Origin of the sequence: Streptomyces solincola, from assembly GCF_002982015.1 — a bacterium.
Taxonomy (GTDB): domain Bacteria; phylum Actinomycetota; class Actinomycetes; order Streptomycetales; family Streptomycetaceae; genus Streptomyces; species Streptomyces solincola.
Genome location: NZ_PVLV01000129.1, coordinates 1 through 15,108 on the forward strand (window position 1 = coordinate 1; position 15,108 = coordinate 15,108).

Annotated in this window: 23 protein-coding genes and 3 pseudogenes; 20 read left to right on the plus strand and 6 right to left on the minus strand. The window is 70.2% G+C overall.

Going from position 1 to position 15,108, the window contains the following annotated elements; genetic code table 11:
• The 3 genes from C6N75_RS30620 to C6N75_RS30160 all read left to right on the plus strand — a co-directional run.
• On the plus strand, positions 1-248 hold a 248-nt coding region (locus C6N75_RS30620), incomplete at its 5' end, for a hypothetical protein (protein WP_219852870.1).
• 137 nt (positions 249-385) lie between these two features.
• A complete protein-coding gene (locus C6N75_RS10470) occupies positions 386-736 on the plus strand; it encodes a hypothetical protein (RefSeq protein ID WP_258177326.1) in 351 nt (116 codons plus the stop codon).
• Positions 737-765: 29 nt separating this feature from the next.
• A complete protein-coding gene (locus C6N75_RS30160; protein ID WP_146132534.1) occupies positions 766-966 on the plus strand; it encodes a zinc finger domain-containing protein in 201 nt (66 codons plus the stop codon).
• A 198-nt stretch (positions 967-1,164) separates the two neighbouring features.
• On the opposite strand, the gene C6N75_RS10475 is transcribed toward C6N75_RS30160, so the two are convergent.
• The gene (locus C6N75_RS10475) at positions 1,165-1,794 is read right to left on the minus strand and encodes a class I SAM-dependent methyltransferase (RefSeq protein WP_105868628.1); all 630 of its coding nucleotides are present in this window, start codon (positions 1,792-1,794) and stop codon (positions 1,165-1,167) included.
• A 127-nt stretch (positions 1,795-1,921) separates the two neighbouring features.
• Here C6N75_RS10475 and C6N75_RS31520 point away from each other — a divergent pair, with 127 nt between their 5' ends.
• From C6N75_RS31520 to C6N75_RS30170, 9 genes are all read left to right on the plus strand, one after another.
• Positions 1,922-2,086, plus strand: coding sequence for a hypothetical protein (locus C6N75_RS31520; protein ID WP_258177327.1), 165 nt, complete (start codon positions 1,922-1,924; stop codon positions 2,084-2,086).
• Between the two features lie 329 nt (positions 2,087-2,415).
• On the plus strand, positions 2,416-2,673 hold the full coding sequence (locus tag C6N75_RS32085; RefSeq protein ID WP_322888038.1) for a hypothetical protein: 258 nt from the start codon (positions 2,416-2,418) through the stop codon (positions 2,671-2,673).
• Between the two features lie 281 nt (positions 2,674-2,954).
• Positions 2,955-3,635: a hypothetical protein gene (locus tag C6N75_RS30165; RefSeq protein WP_258177328.1), complete on the plus strand. Its 681-nt coding sequence runs from the start codon at positions 2,955-2,957 to the stop codon at positions 3,633-3,635.
• Entirely contained in the window at positions 3,632-3,814 is a 183-nt protein-coding gene (locus C6N75_RS10495) for a hypothetical protein (protein WP_105868607.1), read from the plus strand. The genes C6N75_RS30165 and C6N75_RS10495 overlap by 4 nt, the downstream gene beginning before the upstream one ends.
• Before the next feature lie 164 nt (positions 3,815-3,978).
• Positions 3,979-4,560, plus strand: a complete 582-nt coding sequence (locus C6N75_RS32215; protein ID WP_407703210.1) for a hypothetical protein — start codon at positions 3,979-3,981, stop codon at positions 4,558-4,560.
• Between the two features lie 8 nt (positions 4,561-4,568).
• On the plus strand, positions 4,569-4,796 hold the full coding sequence (locus tag C6N75_RS31525) for a hypothetical protein (RefSeq protein ID WP_258177329.1): 228 nt from the start codon (positions 4,569-4,571) through the stop codon (positions 4,794-4,796).
• A 386-nt stretch (positions 4,797-5,182) separates the two neighbouring features.
• The gene (locus C6N75_RS10510; RefSeq protein WP_105868608.1) at positions 5,183-5,917 is read left to right on the plus strand and encodes a ParA family protein; all 735 of its coding nucleotides are present in this window, start codon (positions 5,183-5,185) and stop codon (positions 5,915-5,917) included.
• Positions 5,917-7,005 (plus strand): ParB/RepB/Spo0J family partition protein, encoded by a 1,089-nt coding sequence (locus C6N75_RS31530; protein ID WP_258177330.1) that lies wholly within the window; start codon positions 5,917-5,919, stop codon positions 7,003-7,005. Before C6N75_RS10510 ends, C6N75_RS31530 begins: the two co-directional genes overlap by 1 nt.
• Positions 7,006-7,200: 195 nt before the next feature.
• Positions 7,201-7,620 (plus strand): hypothetical protein, encoded by a 420-nt coding sequence (locus C6N75_RS30170; protein ID WP_146132536.1) that lies wholly within the window; start codon positions 7,201-7,203, stop codon positions 7,618-7,620.
• 134 nt (positions 7,621-7,754) lie between these two features.
• On the opposite strand, the gene C6N75_RS10525 is transcribed toward C6N75_RS30170, so the two are convergent.
• Positions 7,755-7,994, minus strand: a complete 240-nt coding sequence (locus tag C6N75_RS10525) for a hypothetical protein (protein WP_258177331.1) — start codon at positions 7,992-7,994, stop codon at positions 7,755-7,757.
• Between the two features lie 154 nt (positions 7,995-8,148).
• Complete coding sequence (locus C6N75_RS10530; protein ID WP_105868611.1) at positions 8,149-8,349, minus strand: hypothetical protein; 201 nt, start codon at positions 8,347-8,349, stop codon at positions 8,149-8,151.
• A 219-nt stretch (positions 8,350-8,568) separates the two neighbouring features.
• Here C6N75_RS10530 and mobF point away from each other — a divergent pair.
• From mobF to C6N75_RS10550, 3 genes and pseudogenes are all read left to right on the plus strand, one after another.
• Positions 8,569-10,265: pseudogene (mobF, locus tag C6N75_RS29980) on the plus strand (MobF family relaxase).
• Positions 10,259-10,576, plus strand: coding sequence for a hypothetical protein (locus tag C6N75_RS10545; RefSeq protein ID WP_146132537.1), 318 nt, complete (start codon positions 10,259-10,261; stop codon positions 10,574-10,576). Before mobF ends, C6N75_RS10545 begins: the two are co-directional and overlap by 7 nt.
• 348 nt (positions 10,577-10,924) lie before the next feature.
• Entirely contained in the window at positions 10,925-11,128 is a 204-nt protein-coding gene (locus tag C6N75_RS10550) for a hypothetical protein (RefSeq protein ID WP_146132538.1), read from the plus strand.
• A 313-nt stretch (positions 11,129-11,441) separates the two neighbouring features.
• Here the strand turns inward: C6N75_RS10550 and C6N75_RS31535 are convergent.
• Positions 11,442-11,761, minus strand: a pseudogene (locus C6N75_RS31535) (DEAD/DEAH box helicase); the annotation flags it as partial.
• A 51-nt stretch (positions 11,762-11,812) separates the two neighbouring features.
• Between C6N75_RS31535 and C6N75_RS10565 the strand changes: the two are divergent.
• From C6N75_RS10565 to C6N75_RS31545, 5 genes are all read left to right on the plus strand, one after another.
• Positions 11,813-11,998: a hypothetical protein gene (locus tag C6N75_RS10565; RefSeq protein ID WP_181160431.1), complete on the plus strand. Its 186-nt coding sequence runs from the start codon at positions 11,813-11,815 to the stop codon at positions 11,996-11,998.
• Entirely contained in the window at positions 11,989-12,237 is a 249-nt protein-coding gene (locus tag C6N75_RS10570) for a hypothetical protein (protein WP_258177332.1), read from the plus strand. Before C6N75_RS10565 ends, C6N75_RS10570 begins: the two co-directional genes overlap by 10 nt.
• 310 nt (positions 12,238-12,547) lie before the next feature.
• The gene (locus C6N75_RS10575; RefSeq protein WP_105868616.1) at positions 12,548-13,090 is read left to right on the plus strand and encodes a hypothetical protein; all 543 of its coding nucleotides are present in this window, start codon (positions 12,548-12,550) and stop codon (positions 13,088-13,090) included.
• The gene (locus C6N75_RS31540; protein WP_105868617.1) at positions 13,087-13,656 is read left to right on the plus strand and encodes a hypothetical protein; all 570 of its coding nucleotides are present in this window, start codon (positions 13,087-13,089) and stop codon (positions 13,654-13,656) included. Before C6N75_RS10575 ends, C6N75_RS31540 begins: the two co-directional genes overlap by 4 nt.
• Positions 13,637-14,038, plus strand: a complete 402-nt coding sequence (locus C6N75_RS31545) for a hypothetical protein (RefSeq protein ID WP_258177333.1) — start codon at positions 13,637-13,639, stop codon at positions 14,036-14,038. The genes C6N75_RS31540 and C6N75_RS31545 overlap by 20 nt, the downstream gene beginning before the upstream one ends.
• Before the next feature lie 68 nt (positions 14,039-14,106).
• Here C6N75_RS31545 and C6N75_RS10590 read toward each other — a convergent pair.
• Together C6N75_RS10590 and C6N75_RS10595 are read right to left on the minus strand one after the other, a co-directional pair.
• Positions 14,107-14,346, minus strand: a pseudogene (locus C6N75_RS10590) (hypothetical protein); the annotation flags it as partial.
• Positions 14,347-14,436: 90 nt separating this feature from the next.
• Positions 14,437-15,024 (minus strand): hypothetical protein, encoded by a 588-nt coding sequence (locus C6N75_RS10595; protein ID WP_146132539.1) that lies wholly within the window; start codon positions 15,022-15,024, stop codon positions 14,437-14,439.
• Positions 15,025-15,108: the final 84 nt, after the last annotated feature.

Sequence of the window (15,108 nt, forward strand, 5' to 3'; positions counted from 1 at the left end):
ATCCCGACCTCGCCGGGCTGGCGCCCCGCGAGCTGTGGTCCGACTGTACCGACCCGCCCCGGTCCGGCGAGTCCCCCACCGCCCCCGGCCGCCCCCGCCCCACCGGCAACAAGACCGGCACCCCCACCCACAAGGCCGCCGCGCAGACCCCGGTCCCAGCTGCCGAAGACGACTTCGAGCCGCCCACGGTGAGCGACCCCCAAGCCGCCCTTGATGCCCTGAAGCAGCTCGCCACCACCGCAGCCTGAGCGATAGCGCCGCAACCACCGAGGCACGCCGACTGATCGCCGACGCCTACCGCCCCGAACCACACCTCCAGCCGGTCGGGTTCGCCACCTCCTACCGGGATGAGACTCCGCTGCCTGCGGTCGGGCCCACCCCGCCGGTGGCCCAACCCGAGACCCGGATCGTCCCGGCCTGGGCGGCCGGCACGGCCGTCGCCTCCCTCGGCATCGGCACCGGCATCACCGGCGCCGGCTGCGGCACCTGGCTCGTGCTCCACGGCCTGGCCGCCGTCACCCTCACCTCCGTCCTCATGGTCACCCTGCCGCTGGCCGCCCTCGCCGCCCTCGCCGCCGTCGCCACCGCAATCGGCAGCGCACTGCGCCAAGCCCGCAGCGCTCTCACTCATACCGAGAACCACAACCACGGTCCGGTCACGCACCACCACCAGCACCACACCACCACCCAGGCCCGCGGCCTCTTCGCCCGCAACCACACCCACCACAACGGCTAACCACCCAGCCACCCACGACGGAGGACCTCATGTCCACGTTCGACCCGGCCACCCCAGCCACCCCGGCCACCGCCGAGCACGCGCCCGCTCTTACCAAGCCCGCCCTGGCCATCGCCTGCCCGGCCTGCGGTGCCGAGCCGAGGTCGCTGTGCACCTCGCACAGCGACACCCGCCCCCGCCGGCACGACCTCCACCGCGCCCGCACCGCCGCCCACGCCGCCAACGGCTGATCCGGTCAACCCGTCCGGCCACCGGCCCTCCCCCCCGAGGGGGCTGGATCCGGTGACCGGGCAGGCTGACCGGCCACCGGCCAGCACAAGGGGGCACTGCAGACCGGCGGCCTGAAGGATCAGTACGGCAAGGGGACCTGGCGAGCATCATCCACACAGATGGTCTCCACCGACCCGTCATCGGCCACGACCCACGCTCTACGGGCGGCGGGCCAGCAAGTGGGTGTCGAGGAAGCCTCGCTCGGACGCTGGGTCGGGGAGCAGCCGGGCGAACGTGACGAGCCCGGCCGCGGCCAGCAGCTCGGCGAACCGGTCCGCTGGCCAGCTATAGGCGGGCGTCACCTTATGGTCGAAGCAGACCGGCTCCGGTCCCTCGGTCCCGAAGAAGGACACCAGGAGAAGGCCCCCTGGTGCCAGGACACGCACCTGTTCGTCGAGCAGCGCGGGCAGTTCTCCAGGTGGGGTATGAATCATCGAGTAGTGGGCCAGCACTCCGCCGAGTGCGCCGTCTTCGACCGGCAGCGCCTCCATTCGCGCTTCGTCGAACCGCAGCGCCGGATAGGCCCGCCGGGCGTGGTCGACCATGGCCGGGGAAAGGTCGAGCCCGAAGGCGTCCAGCCCCAAGTCGTGCAGCATGGCCGTCAGATGACCAGGGCCGCACCCGACATCGGCTACCCGCAGGTTCCCTGTGGCACGTACTAGCTCGGCGAAGGTGCCGATCATGTTCCGCGCGAACGGCTGCGTCTCCAACCGATTAGCGAACATCGACGCATACAGCTCGACGACCCCGTCGTAGGCCGTCCTGGTCTCATCCTGGTGCTCTAACACGGGGAGGAAACTACACACGCGCTGCTCGCAGCCGTTCTCCGGCCCCATACCGTCCCTTCCCCCTCAGGACAGAGCGTCCCGTCATCTGATCACGGGACGCTCTCGTTAGTTCAGAGAAGAGTTCGCCGTGGTCCTTCAGCTGCCCGCCGCCCGCCGCGAGCAGCGCCTCACGCAGCTGATTCGGATGCTGCATACCCCGGTCGTCCTCGACGACGGCCGCACCGTCGACGTCGCCGCCTCGGTCGGCGCCGCCACCCCGGACGCCGTCAGCACCCGCGACCCGTCCGCGTAGCAGCGGGCCGCCGGCGCCGCCCTGTACGACGGCAAGCACACCGGCCAGGCGATCCTGGCGACCGCCGCGCACGCCTCCGTGCCGTCCGTCAACGGGCGCCGCGCGGGGCAGGCCCGGCTCGGCGATGTGGGGGCGAGCCGCATGAGCTCCATGAACCTTCCGTCGGCGGGCGACTGGATCCGCGGCATCACGATCCGCCAACCCTAGGCCGCCTGCATCCTCGCCGGAAGTAACGTGGCGAACAGGCCCCCCATTGGCCGTGGCGCGGCTGGGTCCTCCTCCACGCCGGGAAGGCGAAACCGGACCCCGCCCTGCTGCGGGACCCGCTGGTGGCCACTGCGATCCGCAGCCGCGAGCTGCACCGCGGCGCGGTCATCGGCGTCGCCCGGCTCACCGACTGCCACCTCGACCAGCAGCCCGAGCACTGCACCAGCCCCTGGGCGCAGCGCCGCGCGCACCACCTGGTCATCGACGACGTCCGCGAGCTGCCTCTGCCCGTGTCCGCCACGGGTGCGCTCCCTGCGTGGAGACCGACGCCGGACCTCATCGCCATGGTCCTCCAGCAGCTGCCCGACCTGCGGCCGTGAATGCCTGGCGCCGCCATCTGCGCGCGGTGCCCACATAGCCGGAGCAGCCCGTAGTGCCGGTCCAGCTCCTGAACTGGCGCGACGGCTGACACTTCGGGCCGCCCGCCCCGTGCGTGCTGTGCGGCACCACCCCGCTGAGGTCCCACGCCAAAGAGCCCGCTCACCAGGTCTGCACGGAGCTCTGGAACGCGGCGCACCCCGGCAAGACCCGGTTCGTCTCCGACCCGCCCAAGGGCGGCAAGACCACCGACCACGCCCGAACCCCTCCAGACGGAGGCCCCATGAGCAGCACCCAGCACGACGTCGACCACGCCCTCGCCTACCCCGAGCCGCCAGCCTCGCCGCTCTGGCACCGCCACGGCACGAAGGCCCGGCCCCTCACCCCCGAGCAGCAGCGCCGCAACCGCGAGCTGCTCGTCCTGGCACAGCGCTCCCCCCCCCCGGCCCCGCTCCACCAAGACCCTGGCGGGGGCCAACCGATGAACCCCCAGACACACCTGGCCATAGACGGCTACGTCGACGCGATCCCGGCCCCCGGCACCAGCTGGGGCACCGCACGCTTCGACCTGATCCACTCCCCCGCCGACGCGGACCGGATCGCCCCCGACACCCCAGACACCGTGTTACGCCGGCACCACCGGCGACCCGGGCATCGCCGAAGTCCTGCTGCGCGAGATCCAGCCCGGCGACCTCGTGCGGGTCACCGCACCCTGGTCCCGCCCGACGGACCCGAGGCGCCCGCCCGCTCCACCGTTGACGGCCTAGAGGTCCTCGAGGCCGCCCCGGCCCCCTTGGTCTACGGCCTCGTGCTGGACCGGTTCGGGAATTACGTCGTCGTCTTCGACGCCGACCGCGACCAGGTCCCGATGCTCACCGCGTCCGGCCGTTGGGTCGGCGAGGCCGCCACCGCCGACGCGATCGGCGACCTCATCGACGCCTACGAGAACGGCGACCTGCGATGACGACCGCCCTCCCCTCGCAGCGCACCGTCCTGGAGCGGTTCCCCACCGGCCCCCCCCGCGGCTCCTGGCCCGCCGACGAGTACGCCGCCACCCAGCGAGCCCAGGGCACCGACGCCCGCATCGTCATGGACGTCGCCACCGACCAGTTCCTCGTGGTCACCGACACCACTGCCCAGTAGCACCACGAAACTTCGCGCCCACCCGGTGCGGAGCTCCACCGTCTTGCCCTTCCACCACCGAGCAGGAGGCGCTCCCTTGCATCCGATCCGGCTGACCTCGTTCGGCTACCTGCACCTGCCCACCGGCCCGGACGGCTCCCCCCGTCCCGCCCGCCGCCGACCGGATCGAGGACGTCCGCGACCGACTCCGCGACCCCGCCGCCCGCGACACCCTCGACCTCAACGGCCTCAACTCCCGCGCCCAGGTCATCGTCCTCAACACCCCCGGAGCCCGCGAACTGCTCGCCAACCTCACCGACTACGCCGACCTCCCCGCCGGCCCCCGCCGCATCGCCATCGGCTGTGCGGGCGGGAAACACAGGGCGCCAGCCTCACCGAACTCCTTGCCCGGGAACTCCGCGCCCGCGGCCGCCAGGTCGACGTCCACCACCTCCACGTCCACCTCTCCCGCGCCCTTAAGGCCACTGACACCGGAGCGAGCGCATGACCACCACCGGCCTGTACGACCACGTGACCTGCGAGGGCGACAACGGCACCACGCACCCCGTCGAACTATTCTGGACCCCCGACCAAGACCCGGCCGTCCTCGGCTTCACCCCGGTCATCGACAGCCTGCACCTCACCGGCCTCCCGCCCCCGACGCCGATGAAGGTGACCGTCCCGAGCTCTTCCTTCTCCTCAGCCACCACCGCTGGGCCACCACCATCCACGCCACCGCCCTCTACACGAGCCGCGTCCACGCCTAGACCCCCTGGTGCCTCTACCCGGCGACGACCCCAACGAGACACTCCCCCGCATCCCGCGCGCCGTCCACACCCAGGCCACGATCCACTTCCATCCCGACGACACCTGGCACCTCACCTGGGCACGGCCCCACGAGCCCGGCGGCATCCCGGTCACCGCCATGCGGCACCCCGCCGCACTCGCAACAGCAGCGCCCGATCCCGATCGGGACCCCCAGGTCGCAGTCTGGGCCCGCTGAACGCGGCACCACCAAGAAGGTCGGCACCCCACGAACACGTGGGGTACCGACCTTCCTGCCTTCACGGGTGGGTCTCCGCAGACCCTTGTGTCAAAACCCGGTTTTGAACGGTCGACTGGGAAGCAGCCCCAACGAGGACGGCAACTGATCCCGCGGCCCGCCGAACCGCCTCCCCAACCGGACGCGCACAGCATGTGCTTTCAAAACCGGGTTTTGAAAGCACAGAACACGACTGTCCACCGGCCGACCCGACGGGGAAGTTCAAAACCCAGTTTTGAAACCACGCCGCAGCACCGACGCGAGGGGTGATACATGGCATCCTGTCCCGGTCCGCTAGTACCAGCCACTCCGGCTGGGAAGCATACGGAGCATCAGGAGTACCACCCATGGCACGGATCACCGCGCTCATCAACCGCAAGGGCGGAGTCGGGAAGTCGACTCTCACCGTCAATACCGCGGCCATCACCGCTCACGTTCTGGGCCCAGCCCCCGAGGGCGACCCTCACTACGTGGCAGCCGTCTCCGCCGACCCCCAGGGCTCCACCACGTGGTGGTCGGAACGAGTCGGTAACGAGCTACCCTTCTCCTTTGAGCAGATCAACTCCAAGGACGACCTGGAGCTCTTCTCTGCACTGAAGAAGTCCCGAAAGATCAAGCACGCCTTCATCGACACCCCCGGGTGGATGGACCTCCCTGAGGACGAGAAGGAAGAAGCCGGCGACCCCTTCGGCAAGAGCACCGCCGCCGACGCCATGCGCGCCGTGCTGGCCAACGCCGACGACATCATCGTCCCAGTCGAACCCGAGCCCCTCGGGTTCATGCCGACCCGCGACACCATCGAGGAAGTGGTCAAGCCGCTGGGCATCCCCTACCTCGTCGTCATCAATAATTGGGACCCGCGCGACGGCGAAGCAGACCTCGACCAGACCAAGGGCTTCGTCCGCGCGCAGGGCTGGAACCTGGCCAACACTGTCGTGCGTCATTACAAGGTCCACACCCGGGCAGCCCTCGAAGGCGCGGTCGTCACCCAGTACAAGAAGAACCGGGTCGCCATGGAGGCCCGCGAAGACTTCTACCAGCTCGCTCTCGAGCTCGGCGCCGGCAAGAAGGGTGCCCGCTGATGGCGACGAAGAAGCCCTGGGCAGACCTGCTGGACGGCCCCGGCAAGCCCGGCGCCAACCGGGCCTCCACGGCCGAGCCCGCCAAGCCTGAGGCCCCGCCGACCACCGCCTACATGCACACCCTCATCGGCAACCCCGAGAACCCTCGGACCGAGGCTGACTACAGCGACGAAGACCCCGACTTCCGCGACCTCAAGGAGTCGATGAAGTCGGTCGGCCAGCTCCAGCCGGCCGTCGCCATGTCGCGTGAAGCGTTCCTCCGGGTCAAGCCCGAGCACGGAGCAAGCGTGGGCAACGCCGAGTGGGTCGTCGTCCTCGGCAACCGGCGCCTCCAGGCGGCCAAGCAGCTCGGCTGGACCAAGTTCGAGATCCGCGTCCGAGACCGCCTCGGCAACGAGGGAGACGACAAGCTCGACGAAGCCGTCGTCATCGAAAACATCCACCGCAAGAACATCCCGCCCTACAAGGAGGCGGGGTTCCTGCAGCGGATGGTCGAGCGTCACGGTTCCCAGGAGAAGGTCGCCGAACGCATCGGCAAGTCGCAGATGTACGTCTCCAACCGACTGGCACTCCTCAACCTGGCGCCCGAACTCCGCGACATCGTCGACACCAAGCAGATCACGGTGAAGACCGCTGAGAAGATCGCCAAGATCCAGGATCCGCAGCAGCAGAAGGCCGTCGCTGCGGAAGAGATCCGCAAAGCCCAGGAGCCGAAGGCCCCGCGGAAGCGCTCGAGCGCGCCAGCCCCCTCGCCCGTTCAAAACCCGGTTTTGAACCCTGACGCCGAGCCGAACGCGGTGCCGGACAAGCCGACTACCGGGCTCGTACCCGAACCGCGACCAACCCAGAGCGTTCAGACAGACGTACCGACCCGCACGCTGCCCTGGGACGACGGCAGAGCCCTCATGGACGCTGCCTTCGACAGGCTCAGTCCCGTCCAGCGAAGCGCGTTCATCCTCCGCTACTTCCGGCGCAGCCACGGCGTCGAGGCCGTCATCACAGACATGAGGGGAGACCTCCCCCCCCAGGACCGAGCCTCGCTCGCGACCATCCTCCAACAGGTCGCCGCAGGCCTAATCAGGGACTAGCAGCCTCAGCCTCGACAACACAGGAACCCCGTGCACTCCACCAACCCGGAGGACACGGGGCTCCTGTGTCCGACGTAGCCATCGCCACCTTCCGAAGAGGCTGCTGACATCCCGCTGCTGCGCCCGTCGGGGGAGCGCGTCACGTCGGCTAAAGAGCATGGCCAGGGCCTGCGTTCGGGGGCGTCCAGCGTCACGGTGGCCAGCGCGGGCATCGAACTGGTGGACACGGTGCCGGGTCAGACCGTGAGCGGCAAGCGCCTGGCGCAGCGCCGTACTCGTCCCGGCCATCGCCCTGCCGCCATTGGACTCGCCCGCCCCGGCAGAAGCCTGTTCGGCGCGCTCGACGACGGCGGCCGCCGCGACCGGTACGACGGAGAGGATCTCCGCGCACTCAGGATCGAGTTGGGTGAGCGCACTGACCAGGACATCGAGGGCGGCGGCCACGTCCTCCACCGCGCCCGCGCCCGCGCTCCACCGCGACGGGTCGGCGGCGTCGGCCAGCATGCACGCCGCCACGACTGCCTCCTCCGCCAGCGCCTCGACGCCGCCGGGCTCACCAGTCAGCTTCATTTCCCACCCAACGAGATGCAAGCCGCGCAAGGTCGTGCGCGCTGATCACATGATGACGTCCGCTATCCCCCTTCGGCACAAGGCTGCGGGCGCCCGGCCTCCCGACGCGGGCGCGACCCGGTGAGGCGTTACGGGCTGCTGAGGATGTCATGGGTGCCGATGCGACACCAGATGACGTGCTATACGCCGGTAGGTATCGCTGGCCCGTACTGACACGTGGCCCGTCCGTTGCTGTCCCAGGTCAGCTCGAAGACGCCGGGCGCGCTGCGGACGCCCTTCACACGTAGGCCGACGCGGAAGTAACCGCGTCCGGCGCGCAGGTCGTCGACGAAGGCGGCCACGGCCTGGCGGAAGCGGTGGCGCTGGGCGGGTGAGAGGCGGTGAAGGTCGGCGGTGAAGCGTGGCAGAGTCTCGTTCATGGGCACGGCGAACTCCTCCAGAACGCACGAAGCCCCCGGCCGGTCGGCCGAGGGCGGTGGTGGCTGTTCGTGTGGAAGGGCGTCGGTGACGTGGTGCTCAGTCGTGGTGGGTAGGGCTCGGGCGGTCGTGGCGCAGTATCCGCACGGCCCAGAGTTAGCTCTCGTAGCGGGCGCGCATCAGGTCGCTCCACTCCTGCGCGCGGAACGTGTTGGTGGCGCAGTAGCGGCAGTGGGGCAGGTAGTCGGTTCGGGTGGGGTGCGGCACGCCAGCCGAGCGGACGATGACGGTCGGGCGCAGCGTGAGGGGCTGGCCGCACAGCGGGCAGAGGTCTCCGTGGAGCAGGTTCGTACTCATGTGGCGGACTGTGCACACACCGGCGGCTTACCGTCTCGGGCTGGCGCGGCGGCCCGCCTGACGGGCGCTCCGGTAAAGATCTGGTGATGGTCTCCCGCCCGGCGGGATGGACCCCGGATCACGCATCTATGCAGGTCAGCACCGGGGTTCCATGGGCCGATGATCAGCACGTCGCCAGTTCGCCCGGGGGCCGGGGTGCGCTACCTCTTCCGTGGCGTCATGGTCGGCGACGGCCACCGCGCCGTAGGCACGCCGCTGCGCGCCGCCCAGGACGAGGCCGGTGTCCCGCCCGGAGTGTGGAAGGGCCGGGGCCTGGCCGCCCTCGGCCTCCAGGTCGGGGACGTGGTGACCGAGCGGCAGGCCGAACTCCTTCTTGGAGAGGGCCGGCACCCGGACGCCGACCGGATCGAGCACAAGCTACTGGCGAAGGGCGAGAGCCCGGCCCGCGCCCGGCGGGCGACCGTGCTGGGCAGGCCCATCGAGCACAACCAGTCGCTAGAGACACAGAAGGCCAAGGAGCGCATCCCCTGGCTGGGGATGGACCTGGTGTTTTGAGCGCCGTCGATGGCCCACAGCGCGTGGGCGCTCACCGATGACGAGACCCGCCTGGTGTTGGAGCTGTGCCAGGACTTCGCCCGGGACAAGACGCTGGCTTGGTTTGAGGAGTCGGTCGCGCAGATCCGGTGGGGGAGCGGTGGCAAGCACCGTCGGCCGGTGAAGGACGGGTTGATCGTGGCGGTGTTCCGGCACTACGAGTCTCGCGCTGCCGAGTCCAAGCCGCTGCTTCACGATCACGCGGTGGTCTCGATCCGCGCCCGGCACCCGGACGGGACGTGGGGCAACCTGTCAGCGGACTCGATGCTGGCCCACATCGTCGCCGCTGACACCCTCTACACCCTCCTGTTCATGGAGGAGGTGACGGCGCGGCTCGGGTTGGCGTGGGAGCCGCGCGAGGTGACGCCCTTCCGTCGGCCCGTGATGACGGACATGGCGGGGATCGACCGGCGGCTGATCGGCTGGCAGTGGACCCGCCGCCAGCAGATCGAGGACGCGCTGTCCGTCCTCACCGCCCAGTACGAGGGAACGGCAGGGGCACACGCCGGGGGAGTGGGCCGGCTACGCGCTGGCCTGTCAGGCCGCCGACCAGACCCGCCCGCCCAAGCGCACCGAGTTGCTGTCGCTGACCGAGCTGCGGATGCGATGGCGCGCTTCGGCGATCCGGGCGTTTCGGCGCCTGCACCGTCTACCGGCTCGCCGAGCGGGCGCGGGCGGCAGCCGCGGCGGTGTGGAGGCGGACGCGGCCGGTGGTCGCCCTCGCCCTGGCGGCCGTCGACGTCGTCGCTGTGGTGTATGTGATGCGCGGCGCTTTCGCACACCACCACCTGCTCGCCGAAGCCCGCCGCCACCTCGCCTACGCCCTGCGCGGCCGCCGCCACGAGTCCGGCCTGGACGAACGCATCGTGCAGGCAGCCGCCGACGACTACACCCGTCCCGTCGGGCGCGGCCGGAGGATGACCGCCGACGTGCGCGCCCTGTACCCGTGCGACACCGAGGACCAGGCCGTGTTGCGCCCGCTCACGCGAAAGCGGTCCGCCCCGCCGTACGAGCGGGCCCGTCTCGCCGCCGGCGCCCTGGCCGACGCCCGCGTCCGCGCCGCCCGGCGAGCGGACCGCCTGGGCTCCCGCCCTGACTCGCCGGGCCGCATGGCTCGACCACGACTCTGGCCCAGGCAGGCCGCCAGGCTCGAAGAACCGGCTACCGGCCACCCGTCACGATCTCGGACGGGTCCGCGCCACCGGCGAGGCGTTAAGCCGTCCCGCCCACCACAAAGTCGGCACCAAGCCCCGCCGCGGCGCCTGAAGCTCCGCCCGCCTGAACCGTCAGGAAGCCGACGAGGTTGGATGGCTTCATGGTGAGACGTAAGCGGGAGAAGAAGAGGCGACCGCCCTTCGGCATGCCGCAGGGCATCGTCCTGCTCGCGACGCCGGAAGGCTGGCGCCACAGTGTCCTCACCGTGGAAGGCGGGATGCTCTGCGGGCGCCTCGCCGACGTTCCAGTCAACGCCGGCCCAGCCGAGGCACGGGCCGCCGCAGCGGCCATGGTGGTAGGACTCACACACGACATCCACGATGAACGCGTCGACGTGACCTGGGATCCGCCCAGGGAACCCGGGCCCTGGACCGCCCAGGTCACCGTTGCTGCGACCTCGCCGAGCACCTACGGTTAAACGACAAGCTAAGTTCCGGTTCCTAAACCTCGGGCGTGCGGTTGGCGTCACCAAGAGGCGTCACACGGTGACGCCTCCTGAACGCGAACGTCTGCGCCATGCCCGCTTCCGGCAGGGAGGTGAGCAATACCGGCTGTCCGATCGCTTCGTCTTCCCGAACGGGGTTTCTGCGAAGTACTAGGTGCTGCCGCACTCCCGGCACGTGAAGCGGGGCCAGGGACTGCGGCGACCGGCGACCTTTGAGGACCGCTTTGAGTGCCGCCCCGCCGGCGTCGATCGCCTTGGTTCCGCCTAGACCGCACGGCGGGCCAGGAGCAGGCCCTGTACGTCGCAGCGGACAAGGACACCATGCGGCAGCAGCTGACCGGATGGCTTGAGTTCGCCGGCATCCCCGTGCTCGTGGTCCGCGGCCTCAGCTCCCCGTCCTTCGCCGACGTTGTCCGCGACCGCGTCGCCCACGAGCAGCGCGGAGCCCGGCTACTCGTGGTCGGTGATTTCGACTGCTCCGGCGAGGGCATTGAGCGCGACTGGGTACAGAGGACGGGTTGCTGAAGCTCGGTGACCCGGGTGCTGCTCACCTACGAGCAGATGCGCGCGTACGCACTCCCTGCGACCGAGGGCAAGCGCGGCGATCCGAGATGGCCGGCCTTCGCCCGCCGCTAAGGCTTCGACATCGAGCACCCGGTCCAGTGGGAAGCGGAGGCGCTGGAGCCGGACGAACTCCAGCGTCTGGTCCCGCCGCCGTCGACCCGTACATCGACCGCGACGTCCTCGCACAGCAGACCGCCCGTGAAGAACAGCAACGCCGCGCCCTGGAGGGGTTCACCGGTCGGTGGGGTACGCGCACTGAGGAGCCGTGGGCCGGGGCCGCTGCGGCTGCCTCCTCCACCTTCTGGTGGAACGTCATGACCGTACGCAGGTTGTACGCCGCGGCGTGCTCCAAGAGGGCAGCCTGCAGCAGCGCCAGGCGCCGGCCCCGCTGCGCCTCCTCGGACTCACCCAGAACGGGGGAGGGGTCGCGGATCTCCAGCAGGTCGATCTCGAACCCGGCGAGATCCCCCGCTCGATCGCCTTCGAGAGGCCCAGCTCGGCCAACCAGGCGCCGTAGGTGCCGTCGGCCATGCTCGCGAGCTCGGCCTCCTGGCCGCCGGCCTTCTGCGGCCGGGCCGCGGTCAGGATGCGCGGGACGCGGCCGGCGACCGCGGCCTTCCCCGCACGGACCGCAGTCCCCTCGCCTTGGCGCTGGCCGGCGCCCGTGACGCCTACGACGTGATCGTCCTGCTGCCGAAGACCGGATGGAGCTACCCCGACCGGGAGAACGCCACCGCCCACGTGCTCCTCGGAGAGGTCGACGTCTTCCCCGCACCGACTGCAGGACTGCACTCCCGGGGCTCGCCCAAGAGGAGAAGGGCGTGCCCCTGAGCCCCGAGCAGAGCGCCGCTGTGCTGCGCGAACGCTGCCTCGGCTTCCTCTTCGGCTTCCCCCACCTGCCCATCCACCTGGACGGAGTGATCTGGCAGGTCAACGACGAACTGCCCGTCGACAAGGACTACCTGGCAGGCGTCGACCAAACATGGACCGGGCCGGGCTGCACCCCTTGGGCTGGACATCCGCTCCTCTGCGGCCCGACCAGCACAGGAAACTGCCCCTGGAGGGGATGAAGGGCCCGGCCTTCGGCCGGCGGTCCCGGACGGTCGCGGAGCGCCTGCGAACGGCTCTCGATGCCCGGCCCGCGATCCTCGGCACCAACTGACCTTCAGCTGCGAGGCCCGGACCGCCACCGGGCCACGCAGGCCGGAACGGGGGAGGGACCGGTACACGGCGGTGATCGGCAAGGTTTCGGCCACTGCGTGCGATTACCCGGCGGTCTTCGGACCGCTGTGGGTACGGTCGATCGGTTTCCCTGCTGGAGGTGTCCACCAGCAGGGAAGTGTCCGGTCGGAGGGTCGCATTGCGGGTGGGGGTGGTTCGGTGGGCAACACCGAGCAGCAGGTCGAAGAGCGGCTGGCGCAGTTGCAGCAGAAGGTCGGCGCTCGCCGTGCCGAGGTCCTCAAGCACGACGTCGACGACGACCAGTTCGCGGTGGAGTACGCCCGCCTGGTGAACTCCACCAGCAAGTTGGTGGAGTTCGAGAGGACGATCCCCGAGCGTCTGGCCGAACCCGAGCGCAAACGCAGTGAGCGCATCGTGACGTGGTCCTGGCGCGGCGAGGCGGCCGTCGGCGCCGCGCTGATCGCGCTCGTTTTCATCCTCGATCACTCGGTCTGGTGGCTGGTCCTGCTGGTCCCGCACTTCGCGGGCACGGTGGCCGGCTGCTTCCAGAAGGTCGACGTCGAACAGCACCGTGATCGCCGTTTCGGAGCCGTCGGACTGCACGTGGTCGCTCTCTTGATGGCCCTCATCAGCCTGAGCGTGATCAGCCGGTGGTTCATCGCCGCCGCCATCGGCTGGATGCTGGTCGGCGGGTCCACGGTGGACAGCACGGACACGGGCCCGAAGGAGGTGCGACGGTGAGCGAGGACTACGGCTACCAGGTCCGTCGGCTGGAGAGCCGGACCGGCGGGATGGAGCACGAGTTGCACTCGCTGCGCTCGAAGCTGGGGGAGGTCGAAGACCTTGACTACGAGCTGCGCGACATCCGCGGCGACCTCCGCAGCCTCGAGGACGACCTCGGCACCATCCGCAACGACCTCACCGAGCTGGACGAGGACGTACGCGGCGACATCCGGGACACCGAGCAGGCCCTCAAGCGGCTGACCGGCCGCGTCCAGGCCCTCGAAGCGCACCTGCTCGCCGCGGGCGGCGCCCCGCTCGCCGCCCTCGACACCATCGACCCGGAGTGGCAGAAGCTGGCCTGGACCGCCAGCCACGGCTGGAACGTACGCGCTGGCCTGCTCCCCGGACACCAGCGCGAGGCTCACCGCCTGAAGGTCCGCGAGTACGAAGGAGCGGTCGAAGAGCGTGACGAGCACCGCGACAAGGTGGTGGAGGCCGCAGGCGTCCTGGCCAGGGCGGCTACGTACGTCCCGCGAGTACAAGCAGGCCGTCTGGGACTTCGGCATGTCCCGCCCTCTTGCTGAGCAGCACGATCAGCGGGCCAAGAAGCTGGCCGGCCCCGCTCAGACGGCTCGGGCCGCACTGGCCCAGGACGACACTCTGAGGCAGGCGAAGGCATCGTTGATCGAGCAGGGCGACAAGGCGGAGCGGAAGCTGAACTGGCTGCTGCGCGGCCGCCTGGCCGACGCGGTCCGCGACCGCGCCCTGCTGCCCATGTGGTTCGTGACCGTCCTCGGTCCCGTGCCGCCGGCGCACAAGACCCAGGCGTGGTTGGACCTCGCCACCCAAGTCCTGGCCTACGGGGTCACCGACCAGGTCGTCGCGCTCGGACCTGCGCCTGACGAGTACCTGCCGCGCCGCACCGAGTGGCACGGCGAACTCGTCGAGAACCTGCGCCGCTGGTAGCCCGCGCGGTGACGTACGAGACCCCGGGCCCTACAGGCGGCCCGGGGTCTCGCGGGGTGGGGGAGCGGTCAGAGTTTGTCCCAGTAGCTCTCCCGTTCCTCGTGGTGCTCCCGCACCGCCCGCTTCAACGGGCCTGCCGACGGCGGGGGTTGCCCGGCAGGCGGCTCCGAGGCGGCCTCGGGCGCCGGGGCCGGGCCCGCCCACTCCATGCCCAGCGCGGCCAGGGCGGCGAGCTGCTGCGCGGTGAGCTTGTCCCGCCGGCTCTTGGTGTTCGAGAGCCACACCCCCAGCTTCACCGGCACCGTCTCGCCGCGGCACGGCGGCCCACCCGAAGGCCGAGAAGAGAGCGCGGGCAGCCAAGTGAGACGCTGCCCGCCTTGTGATCCGCGCGCCGGTCGTCACAAACGCTTGGAGGATGCAGCAGGTACACCCAGATCCGGGACGCCGTGTGTGCCGAAGAAGTGGGCGTCCCACGCGACGAGCTTGTCCCCCAGGCGGGCGAACTCACTGGCCAGATCCCACACGTCGTCGCTGGACACCAGGCCGACCTCGGGGTGGCTGAGGCCTTTCGTGCCCTTGACGGTCCGCCAGCCGTGGGCCTCGTCGTCGTGCACCCAGCAGCTGTGGATGTACCGGTTGCGCCTGTCGAAGCCGGCCGTGCACAGGTCCAGATCGTGCAACAGCGCGGCACGGGCTTGGGCTGGGACCCGCTCCTCGGATACCGACTCCAGCCGGGTCTTGGCCTTGGTGATGAAGTGCGTCACCGTCTCGTGGGGCTTGTCCGTGTAGGGCCGTTCGACGCCACCGAGGTGAGCGTAGAGACCGTGCAGGATGTACTCCACTTCTGCAGCCCGCTGTACGAGTACGCCCAGGCCAAGAGCCAGCGCTGCCTGTCTCTCGCTCATCCCTTCCAGCGGTTCGGCCGTGCCGGAGGGCACGTTCGGCACCTCGGGTTGAGCAGGTTCAGCGGAAGGCGGGATGGTCATGGCATGTCCTTCGACGCTGTGGTGCGGACGGATACTCCGACTGTCGCCGTCGGTGAATGGTTGCAGCGGAGGCAGAAGATCACC